Source organism: Arthrobacter sp. ASL1 (assembly GCF_056680475.1).
Genome location: NZ_CM155284.1, coordinates 1,576,968 through 1,595,314, shown reverse-complemented (window position 1 = coordinate 1,595,314; position 18,347 = coordinate 1,576,968). Strand labels below are relative to the sequence as shown.

Below are 18,347 nucleotides of genomic sequence, written 5' to 3'. Positions count from 1 at the left end.
CTGGGTGCGGCCGCAACGGCTACCGGGTCAAGGCCAGCACCGCGGCGCCCACGGCCAGCGGGACCACGAGCAGACCCAGCAGCACATATCCTCCCCACGCGACCCGGACGCCCATGCGCGCCAACCGGTCGTGCCAGAGCAGGGTCGCCAGCGATGCCCACGGGGTGATGAGTGCGCCGGCGTTCACGCCGATGAGCAGCGCCAGCAGGCGCGTCCCCGATCCGGCGGCCGGTTCCAGCAGCAGGTAGGCCGGCAGGTTGTTCAGCACGTTCGCCCCGAGCGCCCCGACACCGGCGACGCGGAGCAGGTCCGCGGACCCGTCGCCGGAGCCGAGCAGGGCATCGGCCAGTACCTGCAACCCCAGCCGCTGGGCGGCGGCCATGGCCAGGAACAGCCCGGAGGCAAAGAGCAACAGCGGCCAGGGGACCAGCCGCGGCGTCAGTTCCCGCGGCCGTCGCACGGCGAACAGCGCCACCAGCAGCACTGCCGCCGCGGTCGCCGGGACCCATACCGCGATCCCGGAGACCAACGCCGGCAGCATGACGGCAAGGACCAGCCCGGAGGCGGCCAACAACGTCCGGTCGGCCCCGGGCGCGGGGACGCCGGGGCCGACCTCACCCGTGGTGCGCCGTCCCAGGTCCCGGCGGAAGACGACGGCGAGCACGAGCACGGGGACCAGGACCGCCATCGCCGCCGGGATCGCCATGTGCGCGGCGAAGGCCGCCGGGGAGGAGACGTCCAGCCGGTGCGCCGCCAACAGGTTGGTCAGGTTCGAGATCGGCAGGAACAAGCTTGCGGTGTTCGCCAGCCAGACGGTCGACAAGGCAAAGGGCAGGGGCGGCAAGCCGGTGGAACGGGCCAGCACCACGACGACCGGGGTCAGCAGCACCGCCGTCGTATCCAGCGACAGGAAGGCGGTGACGGCCACGGCCAGGGCGCACACCAGCAGCCAGAGCAGCCACGCCCGCCCACGACCCCAGCGCTGGATGCGTGCGGCAATCCAGTCGAACAGCCCCGCCGCGGTGAGCAGCTCGGAGACCACGGTAATGGCGGCGGCGAAGCCCAGCACCGGAACCACGCGGTCGGCGAGGACCACCACGTCGCCGAGGGGCAGGACGCCGCAACCCACGGCGAGGGCACCGAGCAACAGCAGGACGGTTCCGATCACCGCGAGGGGCATGGGATCAGGCTAGCGCCCTCGACGGGGCAGCGGCTGTGAAGCGGTGGTAAAGTCATGGTAGATACGCTTCCGCCACGCGTGCGTCGCGGAGGCCCATGGATTTCCCGGTTTGCTCCGGCGTCGACCGAAAACAGACGCTGCCAGCCGGATACGGAAAAACAACACGGCACAGAGAACGGATCCTCTTGAGAAAAATGCAGCACCAGACCCCGCCCGCCCTCGCGAAGGGAGCCATGCGGATCGTTCCGCTCGGCGGCCTGGGCGAGATCGGCCGCAACATGACCGTCTTCGAGTACGCAGGCAAACTGCTCATCGTCGACTGCGGCGTCCTGTTCCCGGAGGAACAGCACCCCGGCGTCGACGTGATCCTCCCCGACTTCTCGGCGATCCGCGACCGCATGGATGACGTGGTCGGTATCGTGCTCACCCACGGCCACGAGGACCACATCGGAGGCATCCCGTACCTGCTGCGCGAGCGTGCCGATATCCCGGTGATTTCCGCACGCCTGACGTTGGCCTTCGTGAAGACCAAGCTGCAGGAACACCGCATCAAGCCCAAGGTCGTCCAGGTCAAGGAGGGCGAAAAGAAGAAGTTCGGGCCCTTCGACCTCGAGTTCCTGGCCGTGAACCACTCCATCCCCGACGGCCTGGCCGTCGCGATCTCCACGCCTGCCGGGCGCGTCCTGCACACTGGTGACTTCAAGATGGACCAGTTCCCGCTGGACCACCGCATCACCGACCTGGCCGGGTTCGCGCGGTTGGGCGAGGAAGGCGTGGACCTGTTCCTGGTCGATTCGACCAACGCCGAGGTGCCGGGGTTCATGGCCGCCGAGGCGGACCTGGCACCGGCGATCGAGAACGTCATGCGCACCTCCCCGCGCCGGGTGATCGTCTCCTCCTTCGCCTCGCACGTGCACCGCATCCAGCAGGTCATCGATTCCGCCCACCAACACGGACGCAAGGTCGCCTTCGTCGGCCGCTCGATGGTCCGCAACATGGGCACCGCCAAGGAACTCGGCTACCTGAAGATCCCGCGCGGCGTCCTGGTGGACTTCAAGGAGGTGGAGAAGATGGCGCCGGAGAAGGTCGCCATCATCTGCACCGGATCCCAGGGCGAGCCCATGGCCGCACTGGCCCGCATGGCCAACCAGGACCACGTCATCGACCTGGTTGAGGGTGACACGGTCCTGCTGGCCTCCTCGCTGGTTCCGGGCAACGAGACCTCGATCTACCGCCTGATCAACGACCTGACCCGCCTCGGCGCCAACGTCGTGCACAAGGGCAACGCCAAGGTCCACGTCTCCGGGCACGCCTCCGCCGGCGAGCTGGTGTACTGCTACAACCTGGTCCGCCCCAAGAACGTCATGCCCGTGCACGGCGAATACCGCCATCTGAAGGCCAACTCCGAACTGGCCATCCGCACCGGCGTGGACCCCAAGAAGGTCATCATCACCCAGGACGGCGGCGTCGTCGACCTCAAGGACGGGGTCGCCCGCGTCGTGGGCAACATCGCTGCCGACTACGTCTACGTCGAGAACATGGTTGCCGGCGCGGCGACGGAGGAGTCCCTGCAGGACCGCATCCGCCTGGCCGAGGACGGCGCGCTGACCGTGCTGGCCATCGTCGACCCGCAGACCGGTGCCCTGGAGGAGGACCCCGAGTTCTTCCCGGTCGGCTTCACCTTCTCCGACAAGGACCTCGGCAAGGCCGTGGGCATCGTGGAGAAGACCCTGACCGGCCTCAAGGGCGTCAAGACCGGCCCCGACGCCGAGCGGGCCATCTCCCAGGCCCTGGTGCGCTGGTCCGACCGCGCCATGCGCCGCAAGCCGGTCGTCACGGTCATCACCGTCGACGCCTAGCCACCCCGCAGCACCGAACCGGCCCCGATCACAGCGATCGGGGCCGGTTTTTTGCCGTACGACGGCGGTGCCTCCCGGGTGCGCACATCGGGGCGGCGGGGACCATTGACAGCGGTCAGACCGCTTCGTAGGGTGGGCCCAACCGAACGAAACGGATCAACGGGGATCTGGACCGGACGGCCGGCGGGACGCCGGCGTGATGTTCCGACCCGGGATGAAGGGGACCACCGTGAACACCTCGCCGACCGCCTCCGCCGCCATGACGTCGGCAACGACCGCGCTGCTCGATTCCATGGCCTGCGCATCGACGGATCCGGAGGACCGGGTCCGGGCCAGCACGGACCGGTCCGGCTATGTCTCGCCGTCGGTCCCCGACGGAGTCATCTTCGCCGAAAGCGTTGAGGACGTCGTCGAGACGATGAAACGGGCCACGGAACTCGGGGTCCCCGTCGTGCCACGCGGTGCCGGCAGCGGCCTGGCCGGGGGAGCGGCGGCCCACGCCGGCGAGGTGGTCCTGGACGTGTCGCGGATGTCCCAAATCCTGCACATCGACCCCGTCGAACAGATCGCCGTCGTCGAACCCGGCGTCCTCAACGCCGCGGTCAACCAGGCCGTCGCCGCCCACGGTCTCTTCTACGCCCCCGACCCGGCCAGCACCGCGATCTGCTCGATCGGCGGGAACGTCGCCACCAATGCCGGCGGGATGTGGTGCGCCAAGTACGGGGTGACCCGCGAATCCATCCTCGCGCTGCGGGTGGTGCTACCGGACGGACGCATCCTCGACACCGGGCGGCGGACCATCAAGGGCGTCACCGGATACGACCTCAACGCGCTGATGATCGGCTCCGAGGGCACCCTCGGGATCGTCGTGGAAGCCACCTTGCGCCTGCGTCCCAAACCCGTGCACACCGCCACGCTGGTCGCCTACTTCCCGGACGTCTCGGCTGCGGCGCAGGCCGCGTCGGCCATCATCGCCGCCCGGGTGCAGCCCTCGGTCCTCGAACTCATGGACGGCCAGACGCTCGAGGCGGTCGACGCCGCGCAGGGGACCGACCATGCCACCAAGGGCTCCGCGTTCCTGCTCGCGCAAACCGACGGCTACGGTGCGCATCTGGAGCAGGAGGTCCTCATCGAGGCCATCCGGCCGTTCGCCTCGTCGATCGAGCAGGCCGGCGATCCCGAGCAGGCCGAGGCGCTGATGGCGGCCCGCCGGGCAGCCATCCCTGCGGTCGAACGGCTGGGTAGGGTCTCGATCTGCGACGTCGGGGTGCCCCGGAACCGCCTGGCCGAGGCCTTCGCGGGGCTGGAGGAGATCGCCCGGAGGACCGGGGTGCGGATCTTCACCGTGGCGCATGCCGCCGACGGGAACCTGCACCCCATCATCGCCGTCGGCCCCGATGAATCGATCACCGAGGGCCCGGCCAAGGTCGCGTTGGCGGACATGTTCCACCTGGCCCAGCGGCTCGGCGGCACGCTGACCGGCGAACACGGGGTCGGGCTGCTCAAGCGCGACTGGCTCGCGGAGGAACTGGGGGAGACCTCGCTGGAGATCCAGCACGCCATCCGCGACGTGTTCAACCCCCGCGGCATCCTCAACCCGGGCAAGGCGATCTGATGGTGGGGCTGCGCAGGAGCTACGATGCGCTGCTGGCCGACATCGAGACCGGTCTGGGGTCTGGGGAGCTCTCGGTGGGGGACCAGCTGCCGGGCGAGCGCGTCCTGGCCGGGAAATACGGCATCTCCCGGGCATCGGTCCGCGAAGCGGTCCGCATCCTCGATGTCATGGGCATCCTGGACGTCCCGACCAATTCCGGTCCGCGCTCCGGGCCCGTCATCATCTCAAATCCGTCCAAGGGGTTGGGTTCGGCACTGCGGCTGCATGTGGCCGCCAAGAAGCTCTCCATGGCCGACATCGTCGAAACCCGGATCCTATTGGAGACCTGGGCGGCCCGCGCCGCGCCGGAACGCCCGAACACCGAGGACCTGCTGGAAGCGCGCGACCTGCTGCAGGCCATGGATGCGCCGGGTCTGGCCCCGGGGGACTTCCACGAGCTCGATGCCCGCTTCCATGTGGCGCTGAGCCGACTGGGCGGCAACGCCGTGATCGAAACACTGATGGAGGCCCTCGGCGGCTCGATCAGCGGCTACATCGGCGATGCCATGGCCGCGATGGACGATGCCCCGGAGACACTCGACCAGCTCAGGAAGCAGCATCATGCCATTTTCGAAGCGGTTCGGGAGGGGCGGCAGGAGGCTGCCGCGCAGTTGCTGCACCATCACATCCACTGGCTCGACGACCGGGCCCGCGGCGAGATCGCGGTCCTCCGCGACGCCGAATCCGGGTAGGCGCGGCGCGTTCCCCACGATGCTAGAGTTGGCATCGAAAGTATGTTCTACTCCAGGGGGTCTCGTGTTCGGCCAGGATCCGGTGCGCGTGCCCCCGCCCGGGGCGGGCCCCGACGGCGGCGTCAGGGGAGGAGCCACGGTGGAACGACAAGCCAGCGGCTTCCCGTCCCCGGCCCGCGACTACTTCCACGGCGGGATCGACCTGAACCGCCACCTCATCCGTGACCGCACCTCGACGTTCATCATGCGTGTGTCCGGCAACTCGATGGCCGCCTCCGGCATCTGCGACGGCGACGAGGTGATCGTCGACCGCTCGCTGGAGCCCCGGGACGGGAAGGTGGTCATCGCCGTGCTCGAGGGTGAACTGGTCATCCGTCGGCTCGCCGCGGACGCCTCCGGGATCAGCCTGGGCACCGACGAACCGCGCTCCAAGCCTGTCGCCGTCGCGCAGCTGGAGGACCTGACGATCTGGGGCGTCGTCACGCGCTGCCTCCACCATGTCTGAACCGGTCTCGGCCCAGCTCCGCCTGGCGCTGGTGGACGTGAACAACTTCTATGTCTCCTGCGAACGCGCCTTCGACCCGCGGCTGGAAGGTCGGCCCGTCGTCGTGCTCTCGAACAACGACGGCTGCGTCGTCGCGCGCTCGGAGGAGGCCAAGCGGGCGGGGATCAAAACCGGTACACCGTGGTTCCAGGTGCAGGGGCGTGCCGCCGCGTTGGGCCTGGTGGCCCGGTCGAGCAACTACGAGCTCTACGGGGACATGTCGGCGCGGGTCATGGAGGTGGTCGGCCGGTTCGGGGCCTGGCAGGAGGTCTACTCCATCGACGAGTCGTTCATCGGGTTGCCCGCTAACGAGGAGATGTTGCGCCAGACCGCCGGACGGATCCGGCAGGCGGTCTGGCGCCACGTCGGGGTCCCGGTCTGCGTGGGGGTGGCGCCGACCAAGACGCTGGCGAAGTTCGCCAACCACGTGGCCAAGCGCAATCCGGGCCTGGAGGGTGTCTGCTCGTTGGGCAGCGTCCCGGAGGATGAGATCCACCGCATCCAGTCACGGGTCCCCGTCACCGGGCTGTGGGGCGTGGGCGGGCGGACCGGGACGCGGCTCAACGCACTGGGCATCGACACGATCGCCGACCTGCGGGCCGCCGATCCGCTGATGATCCGCAAGAAGTTCTCCGTGGTGCTCCAGCGCACGGTGCTCGAACTCAACGGCACACCCTGCATACCCGAGGTCGAGGAGCGCGCGGACAAGGCGCAGATCATGTTCTCGCGCAGCTTCTCCGCCCCGGTGAGCACGGGCACGGACATGGACCAGGTCATGGCGCTGTATGCCCAGCGTGGTGCCGCCCGGATGGCAGCCGAGGGGTTGCGGGCCTCGATGCTCACGGTCAGCGCCGGGGTCAGCCGGTTCGCTGCGGCGGCTCCGGAGACCGGATCGGGGGAGGGGGCCGCCGCGTCGAACCCGGTGGTGTCCGTCCGGCTGCCGGCGCCGACCCAGGATCCGATCGTGCTCACGCGCGCCGCGGTGGCTGCAATGCGCGGGCGCATGGTGCCAGGGACCAGGTACGTGCGTGCCGGGGTGATGTTCTCCGGCCTGGAACCGGCGACCGGGCAGTCCACGTTCGATGCGTTTGCCGGTGAGGGGGCGGAACGAGACATGGGTTCGCTGCTCGGGGACGTGCGGTCCCGGTTCGGCGAGGCGGCCATCGGGTTGGGCCATGCGGGGCTGGCCGAGCCGGCGGGGTGGACCATGAAGCGGGAGTTCGCCTCCCCGCGCTACACCACCGAATGGGCGGACCTGCCCGTCGTTTCGGCCTGACGGCGACGGCGGGCCGTGGTGGGGCGGGCCAGGGCCCGGACGCGCCGCTCCTCGGCGTCGCGTACCTGCTGCGTCACGGCTGCGCCCCCGTACGGCAATCGGCGGTAATCTGGTGACGTTTTGCCAGCAGTTCCCGAACCGGAGGTCCCATGTCGTCAGCGCCCGCCGGCGGAAGATCCCAGGCCTGGTTGTGGACGCTGGTGGCAGCGGCGTTCTTCTCGCAGACGGCGCTGAACCTGGTCCGTCCGGTGACGACCTACAAGCTGATCGACCTCGGCTCGGACGCCACGGTGATCGGCCTGGTGACCGCCGCCTACGCGATCCTACCGGTGGCCACCGCCATGTGGCTGGGCCGGCTGACCGATCGGATCCCCGGCCTGCGCGCCATGGTCGCGGTCGGGGCGGTGGTCCTCGGCGTCGGCGCCGCCGGCCTGGCGCTCGCCGGCAGTGTCATCTGGGTGGCCGCGGCCAGCGCGGTGCTGGGCATGGGGCATCTGGTGTTCACGATCGCGGGCCAGTCGGCCATCGCCCGCTTCTCCCCGAACGACCAGCTGGACAAGGGGTTCGGCTGGTTCACCGCGGCCTATGCCGGAGGGCAGATCGCCGGCCCCTTGGTGGCCGGGTTCCTGCTCGGCGGTTCCGCGGGGGTGGGCCCGGGCTCGCGCGCCGACGGCATCACCTTCTCGATGTGGCTCGGTGCGGCGTTGGCGTTGATGGTCCTGCCCGTCCTGTTGCCGGGCATCATCGCCAGCCGTGGCGGCACCCGGGGGAGGTCCTCCGCGCCGGGTGAGCGCCGCCGTCGTGCCGCGGCCGTGTCTACCACCGGCAACGACGCGGCCGCCGGCAATCCGACGATGTCCGCCATCCTGCGCCGGCCCGGGATCCCGTCCAACATGCTCGCCTCGCTGGCGCTGCTGGCGATGCTGGACATCCTCACCGCGTTCCTGCCACTGGTCGGCGAGGCCCACGGGGTCTCTCCGGCGTGGATCGGGATCCTGCTGGCCGCCCGTGGTGCCGGGACGATCATCTCCCGTGGGTTCCTGCCGTACCTGAGCCGCAGGATCCAACGCCGGAGCCTGCTGATGGGCAGCCTCTACGGGGCCGGGGTCTGCCTGGCCGTCCCGGCGGTGGTCATCGACATCCCGTGGGCCACCCTGGTGCTGCTTTTCGCCGGCGGGATCTTCCTGGGGTTGGGCCAACCCTTGACGATGTCGTTGATTTCCGAAGCCGTCCCGCACCACTGGCGCGGTTCGGCCCTGGCCGTGCGCCTGATGGGCAACCGGCTGGGCCAGGTCGTCATGCCGCTGGCCGCGGGCGTGATCGCCGCACCGCTCGGTCCGGCCGGGGCCATCTGGTTCAGCTGCGCGGTGCTGGTGGGCAGCGGCGTGCAGAAGACCTTCGCCCGCACCCGCTGACCCACCGGTTCGGCGGTGTCAGAGCTTGACGACCATCTTGCCGGTGTTCGCGCCGTGGAGCAGGTCCAGGAACGCGTCCACCGCGTTCTCCAGCCCCCCGATGACGGTTTCGTCGAAGACGACGTCGCCGTTGGCCACCCAGGCGCCGACCTGCTCGGCGAACGCGCCGAAGTGCTGCTGGTAGTGGCCGACGGTGAACCCCTCCAGGCGCAGGCCGCGGGTGACCAGGTTGGCCATGTTCCGCGGTCCGGGGGCCGGCTCGGTGGCGTTGTACTGCGAGATCGCCCCGCACAGTGCCACGCGGCCGCCGTCGTTCATCGCCCCGATGGCCGCCTCGAGGTGCTCCCCGCCGACGTTGTCGAAGTAGACGTCGATGCCGTCTGGGGCGGCGGTGGCCAGCTGGCCGGCGATGTCGCCGTCCTTGTAGTTGAACGCGGCGTCGAAGCCGTACCTGGAGGTCAGCAGGTCGATCTTCTCGGCGCTGCCGGCCGAGCCGACGACCCGGGCCGCGCCCTTGAGCCGCGCGATCTGCCCCACCATGGAGCCCACGGCGCCGGCGGCCCCGGAGACGAAGACGGTGTCGCCCGCCTTCAGGGAGGCGATTTCCAGCAACCCGACCCAGGCGGTCAGCCCGGTCATCCCCAGCGTGCCCAGGTACACCGACAGCGGCAGGCCTGGCAGTTCGGGGACGGCACGGAACTCGGCGGCCGGTCCCTGGGCGATGTCACGCCAGCCCTGGGTGTGCAGGACGGCGGTGCCCACTGCCAGCGAGGCGTCGCGGCTCTCGACGACGCGGCCCACGGCCCCGCCGTTCATGACCTCGTCGATCCGGAACGGCGGCACGTAGGACTTCACGTCGTTCATGCGCCCACGCATGTAGGGGTCGACGGACATGAAGTCGTTGGCCACCCGGACCTCGCCGTCGGCCAGGGCCGGCAGATCGACGACGGCGGTGCGGAAGTTCTGCTGATCAGGCCACCCGGTGGGGCGGCTGGCGAGCTGGATGTGCGTGCTGGAGGTCATGGTTCTGCTCCCTCGTCCGGGGTGGTGTCGCGGTCTGCGATGACCCTACAATAATAGAACGACCAGTACACAATAAACTTTTGAGGCGAAGTTCACCCGCGGCGCAACCGGTGGGGGTGAACGGAACAGGCGGCACGTCAGATGGCACGGACCAGGGCGTTCGACACCCACGAGGTCGTCCGGGAGGCGCGGGACGTCTTCTGGACCCTGGGCTTCGACGGCGCAGCGATGCCGGAGCTGGAGCGCGCCACCGGATTGGGGCGCTCGAGCCTCTACAACGCCTTCGGCTCCAAGCAGGGCCTCTTCGACGCCGCCGTGCAGAGCTACCTGGACGAGGTCGTCCGCCCCCGGCTGGCCGCACTGGCCGCGGCACCCGACGGGGCCGCGGGCTTGCGCGGCTACTTCGACTCAGTTGCCGATGCCGTTGCCGCGGAAGCGGAGTCGCTGCAGCGTGGCTGCCTGCTGCTGACGGCCTCCTCGGGGCGCGGCGGGCAAGACGAACAAGTCCGCGCCGCCGTGGAGGCCTACCGGGTGGAGGTCACCAGGTCGTTTGCCGCGGCTCTGCGCCGCGACCTCCCCGCAGACGCCGTTGAAGTGCGCGATGGCGCGGTGGCCGGGCGAGCGAGGTTGCTGTTCGCCCTGTTGGCGGCCGGCATGACCCTGGCCAAGGTCAACCGCCGCGAGGCGGTCGCCACCCTGCGTTCTGCAGCCGGCTTCAGCGCTCCGCTGATTCTGCGCTGAGCACCGAGGCGCCCGACTCCTCGGCGTCCTCGGAAGCACCGTCGTCGTGCCCCGTGCCATCCCACAGGGGTTGATTGCGTCTGCGGTAGCGGAACAACCCGATGCCCACGACGACAGCGGCCAGGCCGAGTGAGAGGATCAGCGACTCACGCGTGTCCTCGAGGACCACCATGCCGATGAGCAGGGCCACGATCGCACCGATGGACAGCCAGGTCAGGTAGGGGAATAGCCACATGCGCAGCTGCAGGTCCCGTGCCTCGGGCCCCATCCGGCGGCGCAGGATCAGTTGCGAAGTGGCGATGGCCAGCCAGACGAACAGGGCGATGGCCCCGGAGGTGTTCACCAGGAACAGGAACACCGTGTCCGGCCAGATGTAGTTCAGTCCCACGGTGATGAACCCGACGGTCGTGGAGGCCAGGACGGCCGTTAGCGGAACACCGCGCTTCGAGGTCTTCTGCCAGGCGCGGGGAGCGTCGCCACGGGTCGCCAGCGAGAAGATCATCCGGCTGGCCGTGTAGAGCCCCGAATTCAGGCAGGAGAGCACGGAAGTCAACACGACGAAGTCCATGATCGTCCCGGCCGCGGGAACGCCGAAGCTCTCGATGACCGCGACGTAGGGGCTCTTCGCCACGGAAGCGGAGTCCCAGGGAAGCAGCGTCACGACAATGGCGACGGAGCCGATGTAGAAGATGAGGATGCGCCAGACCACCGAGTTCACGGCCTTCTTCACCGCGTCGACGGGGTGCTCGGACTCGCCGGCGGCGATCGTGGCGATCTCTGCCCCGAAAAAGGAGAAGACGACGACGAGGATGCCGGCGAAGACGGCCGTGCCGCCGTTGGGGAAGAAGCCGCCGTGCCCGGTGAGGTTGGACATGCCCGGTGCTTCCACGCCGGGGATCAGCCCGCAGATGGCGGCGATGCCGGCGATCAGGAACAGGATGATCGCGGTGATCTTGATCGCCGCGAACCAGAACTCGAACTCCCCATAGGACTTCACGCTCCACACGTTGGTCAACGTCAACAGGACCATGAGCGCGAGCGCCCAGACCCATTGCTCGACGCCGGGGACCCAGCGGTGCATGATCGCCGCGCCGGCGGTCGCCTCGATGCCCAGGACGATGATCCAGAACCAGGCGTAGAGCCAGCCGATGCTGAAGCCGGCCCATCGCCCCAGCGCCTTGTCGGCGTAAGCGGAGAAGGAACCGGTCTCCGGGTTGGCCGCCGCCATCTCGCCGAGCATGCGCATGACCAGGATGACGACGATACCGGCGGCAGCGTAGGCCACGAGGATGCCTGGCCCTGACTGCTGGATTGCGGCACCGGAGCCGACGAAGAGCCCCGCGCCGATGACCCCGGCGATGGCGATCATGGACAAGTGGCGTGGTTTCAGCGTTTTCTGCAGTTGCGGTGGTGTTCCCACGAAGGGCCTTCCCGTAGCGGACGTTGGCGGAGCCGGCGTGACGTGTGTGACTTTTGCTCCTGACCGACCCGTGCGCCGTATAACGTATTACCGTGTTCGCCGAGCCGCCAATGTGTGTTCGCACAATGTTTCGCGGTAAAATCGGTGCAGTCAGACATCCAGGCGGCGTTCCGTTCCAACGTCCGAGAGCCCTGGAGGCGGATCCACCCCCGGTATCGCGTGGTTTGCCACGCCGACGGCGTGGCAGCGGACGCGGTTGCCCGGACCCGCCGGACCGCCGTCGTATATTTTGTGTGGCTTGTCGGAATCCTGGGACGGGGCTACCTTGGGTAGCCAAATATTCCGCGGGCCCACCCTCGCAATCCACTGGAGGCTAGCGCATGGTCGAACCATCGACCCTGAACATCCGGACGTTGAAGAAGGCCGCGGCAATGATGCTGGGGGCCGTCGTTGTCACGACCTCGCTGGCCGGTTGCCGGATGAACTTCAAGGACAACTACGTCCCCGAATTGGCCGGGACCGTGGTGCGCGTCGTCGACGGCGACACCTTTATCGCCGACATCGACGGCAAAGAGAAGACAGTCGACCTGCTTAACGTGATGGCTCCCGTCGACGGGGACGATCCGGAGTGCCTCGCCCCGGAGGCTACCAAGGCGTTGGGGGCCGTGCTGACCGAGGGCTCCAAGGTGCGCCTCGAGTACGACGACCAGATGCCCCCCAAACGCAAGAACAACAAGGCCGCGGTCTTTTCCGCTGGCACGTTCGCCAACGAGGAGATCGCCAAGGAGGGATTCGCGGTTGCCGAGAAGGACAGCCCGAACAACCCCTACTTTGACCGGGTCCTCACCGCACAGAACAAGGCGAAGGCCGACGGCAAGGGCCTCTTCGACGGCTCCCGCGGCTGCACGGTCGCGGCAACCGTGGAGCCCGCAATCAAGCGCATGAAGGACGTGTCCAAGGCCCCGCCGACGACCGTTGAATCCGCGGCCAGCATGGTCGATGACCTGACGTCGATAGTCAACGACGGTAATGCGGCGAGGGACACGCTGACTGGCTTGCAGGTCAAGGAGGGCTCCGTGCAGGCAGTGGTGTATGCCTCCGAACGAGCCGGCTGGGAGAAGCAAATCAGCCGGACCATAGACGAGGCGCAAAAACGCTTGAAGGTCGTCGAGGGCGAACAGAAGAAGCTGGTCGCCGAGAAGAAGGCCGAAGACAAGCGCAAGGCGGAACTTGCCAAAGCCGCCGCCGAGCGCGAAGCGGCACAGCGGGCGGCTGCCGAGGCCCGTGCAGAAGCCGAGGCCGAGGCCAAGGCCGCCAAGGCGAAGGCGGACGCCGCCGACAGGAAAGCCGAGGCGTCGAAGGAGGCCGAGGCATCCAGGGAGGCTCAGGCGTCGAAGGAGGCTGAGGCATCCAAGAAGGCCGAGGCGTCGAAGAGGGCCGAAGAATCCAAAAAGGCTGAGGAGTCCAAGAAGGCCGAGGAATCCGACAAGGGCAAACCCAGCAAGCCATGACGGCCGGCTCGGCGCACCGACGCAGGATCCGGGCGGCGGCCGGGTTCCTCATTTCGCTCGCGCTGCCGGTGCTCTTGTACTACGTGCTGCGGGGGGCAGGCGTCGGGGTCTATGCCGCGTTGCTGGTGACCGGCCTGCTCTCCGCAGTGCCCTCGATATACCAGCTGGTCCGCGGCAAGACCGTGGGGCGGGTAGCCCTGTACTTCTCCTTCATGTCCATTGGTGCCCTGCTCATCTCCCTGGTTCCCGGCGACGAACGTTTCCTGCTGGCCAAGGGCGCGGTGCTGACTACCGCAACGGCAGGAGTCTTTCTCGTCAGCTTGCGCTCCCGTCGGCCCGTGGTGTTCGTCCTGACCCGGCCCCTGCTTGAAGGGCGGTGGAATTGGCCCGCAGGCTGGGACGGCCTCTTCGATGAATCAAGTCGCTTCCGCCGGATGTGGCGTATCTCGACGGTGATGTGGTCCTGCGGGCTCTTGGCGGATGCCGCGGGCCGGGTGTTCATGGCCTTCACGTTTCCCCCGGACGCGGTGCCCGCCCTGGCGACCGCGCTTTATGTGGTGACCCTGGTCGTGCTGAATATCGGGGTGAACCTCTACTACATTTCCTGTGGTGTCTTCAATCGCCAATCGAGACTGTACGAACGCGACCTGAAGTCGACCTAGAGCAAGGCGAACATTGCCCCCCGCCAGCAGGACCGCGACAGTGACGCAGATCATGCGGTTGCGTTCATGAAGACGACGGCGGCAACGACGGGCGCAGACAACACCAGGACCAACCCCGCAACTCCCAGCCAGCCTTGTGCCAGGTCCGGCTCGCTGCACGTGATGAAGCACCCCGAAAAGCCAAATGCCGCGATCATCAGCAGCACGAAGGCAGGGATGGCCGCGACGGCATATCCAACGATGATGACCAACGCCGCGTGCCACCACCGACGCGGTCCCCGGGAGCCTGCGGACTCGCCATCGAGTCCTTTGGGCCCCTTGGGGTGAGGACTTGGCTCCGAGGCGGGGTCGCACATGAATAGAGCATGGCAGATCGGTAGAACTTCTCGAGCGGCTCGACCAAAGATTTCATAGAACGGAAAAACAAGTTCCTATTGTGGAATTCACGATCGATCTGTAGCTTGGTTTTTGTCCCTAACCGCGTGAGGTGGAACACACTTCTCGAGCATCGGAAAATCCATGAAAATCAATCCTGAGGCAGCGTTGAAGGCGAGTTCGACGCCTGCCAAGAAGAAGCGGCTGTACAAGTCGTTGTTCTTCCAGATCCTGATCGCCATCGTTGCCGGCGTCCTCATCGGGCACTTCTGGCCCTCCCTCGGCGAGGATCTCCGCCCGTTGGGTGACGGATTCATCCGACTCATCAAGATGATCATCGCGCCCCTGATCTTCCTGGTCATCGTGACAGGCATCGCCGCGGTCGGCGATGTGAAGTCCGTGGGGCGAGTCGGGGTGAAGGCCCTCCTCTACTTCACATGTGCAACCTGCTTCGCGCTGGTCTTCGGCCTACTCGTGGCCAACCTGGTGCAGCCGGGCCAAGGGCTGAACATCGATCCGAATACACTTTCCGCCGATGACGTCGCGGCAGTGACGGGTGGAGGACATGACGGCGGCAACTTCCTGCTGAGCATCATTCCCGACTCCGTGATCGGGGCGTTTGCCAGCAATACCCTGCTTCAGGTCCTGTTCTTCTCGGTATTCTTCGGCGCGGCCGTCATCGTGGTCGGGCAGGAACGCTGCAAACCAATGATGAGCCTCTTCGAAACACTGCTTGAGGTCGTCTTCAAGATCATGTCGTGGATCATGCGCGTGGCCCCCATTGGGGCGTTTGGCGCCATGGCGTTCATCATCGGCCAGTACGGCATCGGAACCCTGGGCACCTACGCCAAGCTCATCGCCGCCTGTTACGGGGCGGCATTGCTGTTCATCGGCTTGCTTTTCGTCGTCGCGTGGGTCTTCGCGCGGGTCCCGCTGTGGCAGTTCCTGAAATATACGCGCGAAGAGTTCCTGCTGGCACTGGGCACGGCATCCACGGAGGCAGTGATGCCGCGCATCATGACGAAACTGACCAATGCCGGATGCTCGCGCGCCACGACGGGGCTGGTCGTTCCCACTGGATACTCCTTCAACCTCGACGGTGCGGCCATGTACCTGTCGATTTCGTTGCTCTTCCTCGCACAGGCGTTCGGGCATGATCTCTCGCTGGGTCAGCAGCTGGCCGCCCTCGGGGTTCTGCTGCTGACGTCCAAGGGTATGGCCGGCGTGCCCGGGTCCTCCTTCCTGGCCCTCTCGGCCACCGCCGCGGCCCTGGGGATCTTCCCCGTCGCCGGTGTCGCCCTGATGCTCGGCGCCGACCGTCTCATGGACTCCATGCGCGTCGCCGTGAATCTGCTGGGGAACTGCGTGGCGACTTTCGTCGTCGCCACCTGGGAGAAGCAATTCGATCGGGACGCGATGAAGCGGGCCTTTGCCGGGGAGATCACCAACGAATCCTCCTCGATCCTGCTGGGGCAGGAAGAGGAATTCGTCGAGGACGAGACGGCACGCGGTACCCAAGGGTACGGCCCTGCCCCGCTGTACGCGGGTGGCCCCCTGCGTACGGAGCGCGAGTCCATCGCGATGAAGCGGTTGGTTTCCGTTCCCGTGAAGGATCTCGCCGAGTACTCGTTGCGAGACGGGCGGACAAGCGGTCGGGATTCGAAACTCGAGACCGGGCGGGACGGGGCGGAGCCGGCAGGGAGATCCTAACCGGCGGCGAAGGCGGCGATCTGCTCGCCCAGCAGCAAGGCCCCGAGTCCCAGCATGATGATCCCGCTGCACAGGGTCACGATGCGGGCGGCAGATGGCCTGCTGGCGAGCAGCCGCCGCGCGCCGAAGGCGACGCCGGTGTATACCACCGCGGAGACGAGCAGATGGGAGATCCCCAGGATGCCTGTCTGCACGGGGGCCGGGAGGCCGGCGTCCAGATCGATGAACTGGGGGATCAAGGCCAGATACAGCAGCAGTGCCTTGGGGTTCGTCCCACTGGTTCCCAAGCCCCGCAGGAAGCTTCCGGTGTTGCCTGGTTGCGGTTGGTCAGCGACACCCGACGCCGTGTAGCCCGCCGACCGCCACGACCGGGTGGTCGAGACGCCAAGCCAGAGGAGATAGGCCGCACCGGCGATTGTCAGCCCCGCCAACAACTGCGGCATGGCGATGACCAGGGCGGCGAGCCCGGCCACGATGAGAATGGTGTGGACCAGGTAGCCGCCCAAGAGTCCTCCGACAGCAGGTGCGATCCTGCGCCCGCCCAGGCCGGAGGAAATCGCGAAGGCCCAGTCGGCTCCGGGTGTCAGGGCCAGCGCGACGGAGACGGCCGCGAAACCGAGAACGAGTTGGGGGTCCATGGCTGCCTCCGTGGTTGTGTCGTTGCTGTCGTGAAAAGTTTAGGAAATAAGAACCCAAAAGTGCTTACCGATTCAGGCATGAAAACCGTCGTTCACGATAAGATTCTTGCGTGATTGACGCAATTGACAGAAACATCTTGCTTCTGCTCCAAAAGGACGGGCGCATGACGGTCACCGCCCTGGCTTCCGCTGTGGGACTGACCGTTGCGCCCTGCCACCGTCGGCTGAAGGATCTGGAGGCAGCTGGCGTCATCACCGGCTACCGGGCGCTGGTGGATGCCCCGCTGATCGGCCTGGGCTTCCAGGCCCTGGTCTTCGTGACGCTGAAGGACCGACAGAACATGAGGGCGTTCGAGGAAGAGGTGTCCGCGATCCCCGAGATCACTGAGGCATCGCGTCTCTTTGGCGAGCCGGACTTCCTCCTGAAAGTCCTGTCCACCGACCTTCCCAGCTACCAGAGGTTCTATGACGAGGTCCTGATCGGCCTGGCCGGCGTGGAGAAGCTGACGTCGACGATCGTCATGAAGAGCCTCAAGGGAGCAGGGGAGCTACCCCTGTAGAGAGCCGCAGTCTTGGCGGTGGATCCTCCGGGACGGGGCAGGTAATGGACGATATTTGGCAGGGCGACGGAACGTCGTCGTCGGCTACATGTTGCCGGTGTCTTGCCTGGCCACGTCGATGAGGGACATGGCTGCATCGGCCAGGTGCTGGGTGGCGGGCCACACGGCATGAAAGCGGCGCCGGAGTGATGTTCCTTCGATATCGATCCGTACCAGTGATCCGGCACGAATGGCGGCGTCCACGACCAGCTTGCTGAGCGCGGCGGGCCCCAACCCCGCGCAGGCGCTGGCCAGGACCGCCGCATTGCTGCCCAATTCCTGCAATGGCGGCGCCACCGGATGGTTCCGGAGTGCCCGCTCGAGCGTCTTGCGGGTCCCGGAGCCGGCCTCGCGGGTCACCAGTGCAGTCGCCGCCAACTCGTCGACGGAGACCTGGGCGTTGCGCAGTGCCCATGGATGGGACCCGGCGACCACTACGTATAGCTCGTCGACGTGGACCAGCTGGCGTGCGAAACGGCGGGGGATGTAGGGGGTTTCAACGAGGCCGACTGTGCAGTCGCCGGCGTCAAGTGCGGCGAACACCTGCGTCGAATTCATGGCGTGCAGTTCCGGGCGTACCTGCGGCAAGCGCCGCCGAAGCTCCGCCACCCAACGGGGGAGGAGGTACTCGGTGATGGTCAGGCTGGACCCGACGGTCAGCGAGTTGGCTCGTTTCCGTTGTCGGGTTCCGACCACCTCGAGCAGGCTGGAGGCGGACAAGAGGAGTTCACGGGCATGCGCGATCACCAGCGCCCCGTCTTCGGTGGCGACCGAACCGCTGGGGCTGCGCCGCAACAGCCTTGTGCCGAGTTGGCGTTCCAGCGTGCCGACCATGCGGCTTGCGTTGGGCTGGGCGATACCGATGATCCCCGATGCCGCATTCAAGCTTCCCGTATCCGCTACCGCGACCAGCAGTTCCAGCGACCGAAGATCGGGCCATTCCTCAGCCATGTGGCGACAGTCTGCGGGACGGGTGGATCGAAGTCATATGAAAACCATATAACCTATCCCGGTAATGGGGACTACCGATTGCCCCACCGTTGCGGAA

17 protein-coding genes are annotated in these 18,347 nt (G+C 67.4%); 11 read left to right on the top strand and 6 right to left on the bottom strand.

From position 1 onward, the window contains the following. Nucleotides 1-19 precede the first annotated feature (19 nt). A complete protein-coding gene (locus tag AC1MEQ_RS07530; protein ID WP_479795375.1) occupies nt 20-1,180 on the bottom strand; it encodes an SLC13 family permease in 1,161 nt (386 codons plus the stop codon). Between the two features lie 194 nt (nt 1,181-1,374). Here AC1MEQ_RS07530 and AC1MEQ_RS07525 point away from each other — a divergent pair, with 194 nt between their 5' ends. The 6 genes from AC1MEQ_RS07525 to AC1MEQ_RS07500 all read left to right on the top strand — a co-directional run bounded on the left by AC1MEQ_RS07525 (nt 1,375) and on the right by AC1MEQ_RS07500 (nt 8,620). After that, nucleotides 1,375-3,039 (top strand): ribonuclease J, encoded by a 1,665-nt coding sequence (locus tag AC1MEQ_RS07525; protein WP_479795373.1) that lies wholly within the window; start codon nt 1,375-1,377, stop codon nt 3,037-3,039. A 259-nt stretch (nt 3,040-3,298) separates the two neighbouring features. Further along, nucleotides 3,299-4,654: an FAD-binding oxidoreductase gene (locus tag AC1MEQ_RS07520; RefSeq protein ID WP_479796087.1), complete on the top strand. Its 1,356-nt coding sequence runs from the start codon at nt 3,299-3,301 to the stop codon at nt 4,652-4,654. Further along, on the top strand, nt 4,654-5,385 hold the full coding sequence (locus tag AC1MEQ_RS07515; RefSeq protein WP_479795371.1) for a FadR/GntR family transcriptional regulator: 732 nt from the start codon (nt 4,654-4,656) through the stop codon (nt 5,383-5,385). The genes AC1MEQ_RS07520 and AC1MEQ_RS07515 overlap by 1 nt, the downstream gene beginning before the upstream one ends. Before the next feature lie 139 nt (nt 5,386-5,524). Beyond that, the gene (locus AC1MEQ_RS07510; RefSeq protein WP_479795369.1) at nt 5,525-5,890 is read left to right on the top strand and encodes a LexA family protein; all 366 of its coding nucleotides are present in this window, start codon (nt 5,525-5,527) and stop codon (nt 5,888-5,890) included. Further along, nucleotides 5,883-7,205: a Y-family DNA polymerase gene (locus AC1MEQ_RS07505; protein WP_479795367.1), complete on the top strand. Its 1,323-nt coding sequence runs from the start codon at nt 5,883-5,885 to the stop codon at nt 7,203-7,205. The genes AC1MEQ_RS07510 and AC1MEQ_RS07505 overlap by 8 nt, the downstream gene beginning before the upstream one ends. Before the next feature lie 149 nt (nt 7,206-7,354). Beyond that, entirely contained in the window at nt 7,355-8,620 is a 1,266-nt protein-coding gene (locus tag AC1MEQ_RS07500) for an MFS transporter (RefSeq protein ID WP_479795365.1), read from the top strand. Between the two features lie 18 nt (nt 8,621-8,638). Here the strand turns inward: AC1MEQ_RS07500 and AC1MEQ_RS07495 are convergent, their stop codons facing one another. Beyond that, the gene (locus AC1MEQ_RS07495; protein WP_479795364.1) at nt 8,639-9,643 is read right to left on the bottom strand and encodes an NADP-dependent oxidoreductase; all 1,005 of its coding nucleotides are present in this window, start codon (nt 9,641-9,643) and stop codon (nt 8,639-8,641) included. A gap of 141 nt (nt 9,644-9,784) precedes the next feature. On the opposite strand from AC1MEQ_RS07495, the gene AC1MEQ_RS07490 reads away from it, so the two are divergent. Then, nucleotides 9,785-10,384, top strand: a complete 600-nt coding sequence (locus tag AC1MEQ_RS07490) for a TetR/AcrR family transcriptional regulator (RefSeq protein WP_479795362.1) — start codon at nt 9,785-9,787, stop codon at nt 10,382-10,384. Here the strand turns inward: AC1MEQ_RS07490 and AC1MEQ_RS07485 are convergent. After that, nucleotides 10,359-11,753, bottom strand: a complete 1,395-nt coding sequence (locus AC1MEQ_RS07485; RefSeq protein ID WP_479796086.1) for an amino acid permease — start codon at nt 11,751-11,753, stop codon at nt 10,359-10,361. The genes AC1MEQ_RS07490 and AC1MEQ_RS07485 overlap by 26 nt on opposite strands. 431 nt (nt 11,754-12,184) lie before the next feature. Here AC1MEQ_RS07485 and AC1MEQ_RS07480 point away from each other — a divergent pair, with 431 nt between their 5' ends. Together AC1MEQ_RS07480 and AC1MEQ_RS07475 are read left to right on the top strand one after the other, a co-directional pair. After that, nucleotides 12,185-13,315: a thermonuclease family protein gene (locus AC1MEQ_RS07480; protein ID WP_479795360.1), complete on the top strand. Its 1,131-nt coding sequence runs from the start codon at nt 12,185-12,187 to the stop codon at nt 13,313-13,315. Next, the gene (locus tag AC1MEQ_RS07475) at nt 13,312-13,977 is read left to right on the top strand and encodes a VC0807 family protein (RefSeq protein ID WP_479795358.1); all 666 of its coding nucleotides are present in this window, start codon (nt 13,312-13,314) and stop codon (nt 13,975-13,977) included. The genes AC1MEQ_RS07480 and AC1MEQ_RS07475 overlap by 4 nt, the downstream gene beginning before the upstream one ends. 50 nt (nt 13,978-14,027) lie before the next feature. Here the strand turns inward: AC1MEQ_RS07475 and AC1MEQ_RS07470 are convergent, their stop codons facing one another. Further along, entirely contained in the window at nt 14,028-14,228 is a 201-nt protein-coding gene (locus AC1MEQ_RS07470; protein ID WP_479795357.1) for a hypothetical protein, read from the bottom strand. A 268-nt stretch (nt 14,229-14,496) separates the two neighbouring features. Between AC1MEQ_RS07470 and dctA the strand changes: the two genes are divergently transcribed. Beyond that, on the top strand, nt 14,497-16,062 hold the full coding sequence (gene dctA, locus AC1MEQ_RS07465; protein WP_479795355.1) for a C4-dicarboxylate transporter DctA: 1,566 nt from the start codon (nt 14,497-14,499) through the stop codon (nt 16,060-16,062). Here the strand turns inward: dctA and AC1MEQ_RS07460 are convergent. Next, on the bottom strand, nt 16,059-16,700 hold the full coding sequence (locus AC1MEQ_RS07460; RefSeq protein WP_479795353.1) for a LysE family translocator: 642 nt from the start codon (nt 16,698-16,700) through the stop codon (nt 16,059-16,061). The genes dctA and AC1MEQ_RS07460 overlap by 4 nt on opposite strands. A gap of 110 nt (nt 16,701-16,810) precedes the next feature. Between AC1MEQ_RS07460 and AC1MEQ_RS07455 the strand changes: the two genes are divergently transcribed. Then, complete coding sequence (locus tag AC1MEQ_RS07455; protein ID WP_479795351.1) at nt 16,811-17,260, top strand: Lrp/AsnC family transcriptional regulator; 450 nt, start codon at nt 16,811-16,813, stop codon at nt 17,258-17,260. Between the two features lie 84 nt (nt 17,261-17,344). On the opposite strand, the gene AC1MEQ_RS07450 is transcribed toward AC1MEQ_RS07455, so the two are convergent. Continuing rightward, complete coding sequence (locus tag AC1MEQ_RS07450; RefSeq protein WP_479795349.1) at nt 17,345-18,250, bottom strand: LysR family transcriptional regulator; 906 nt, start codon at nt 18,248-18,250, stop codon at nt 17,345-17,347. Nucleotides 18,251-18,347: the final 97 nt, after the last annotated feature.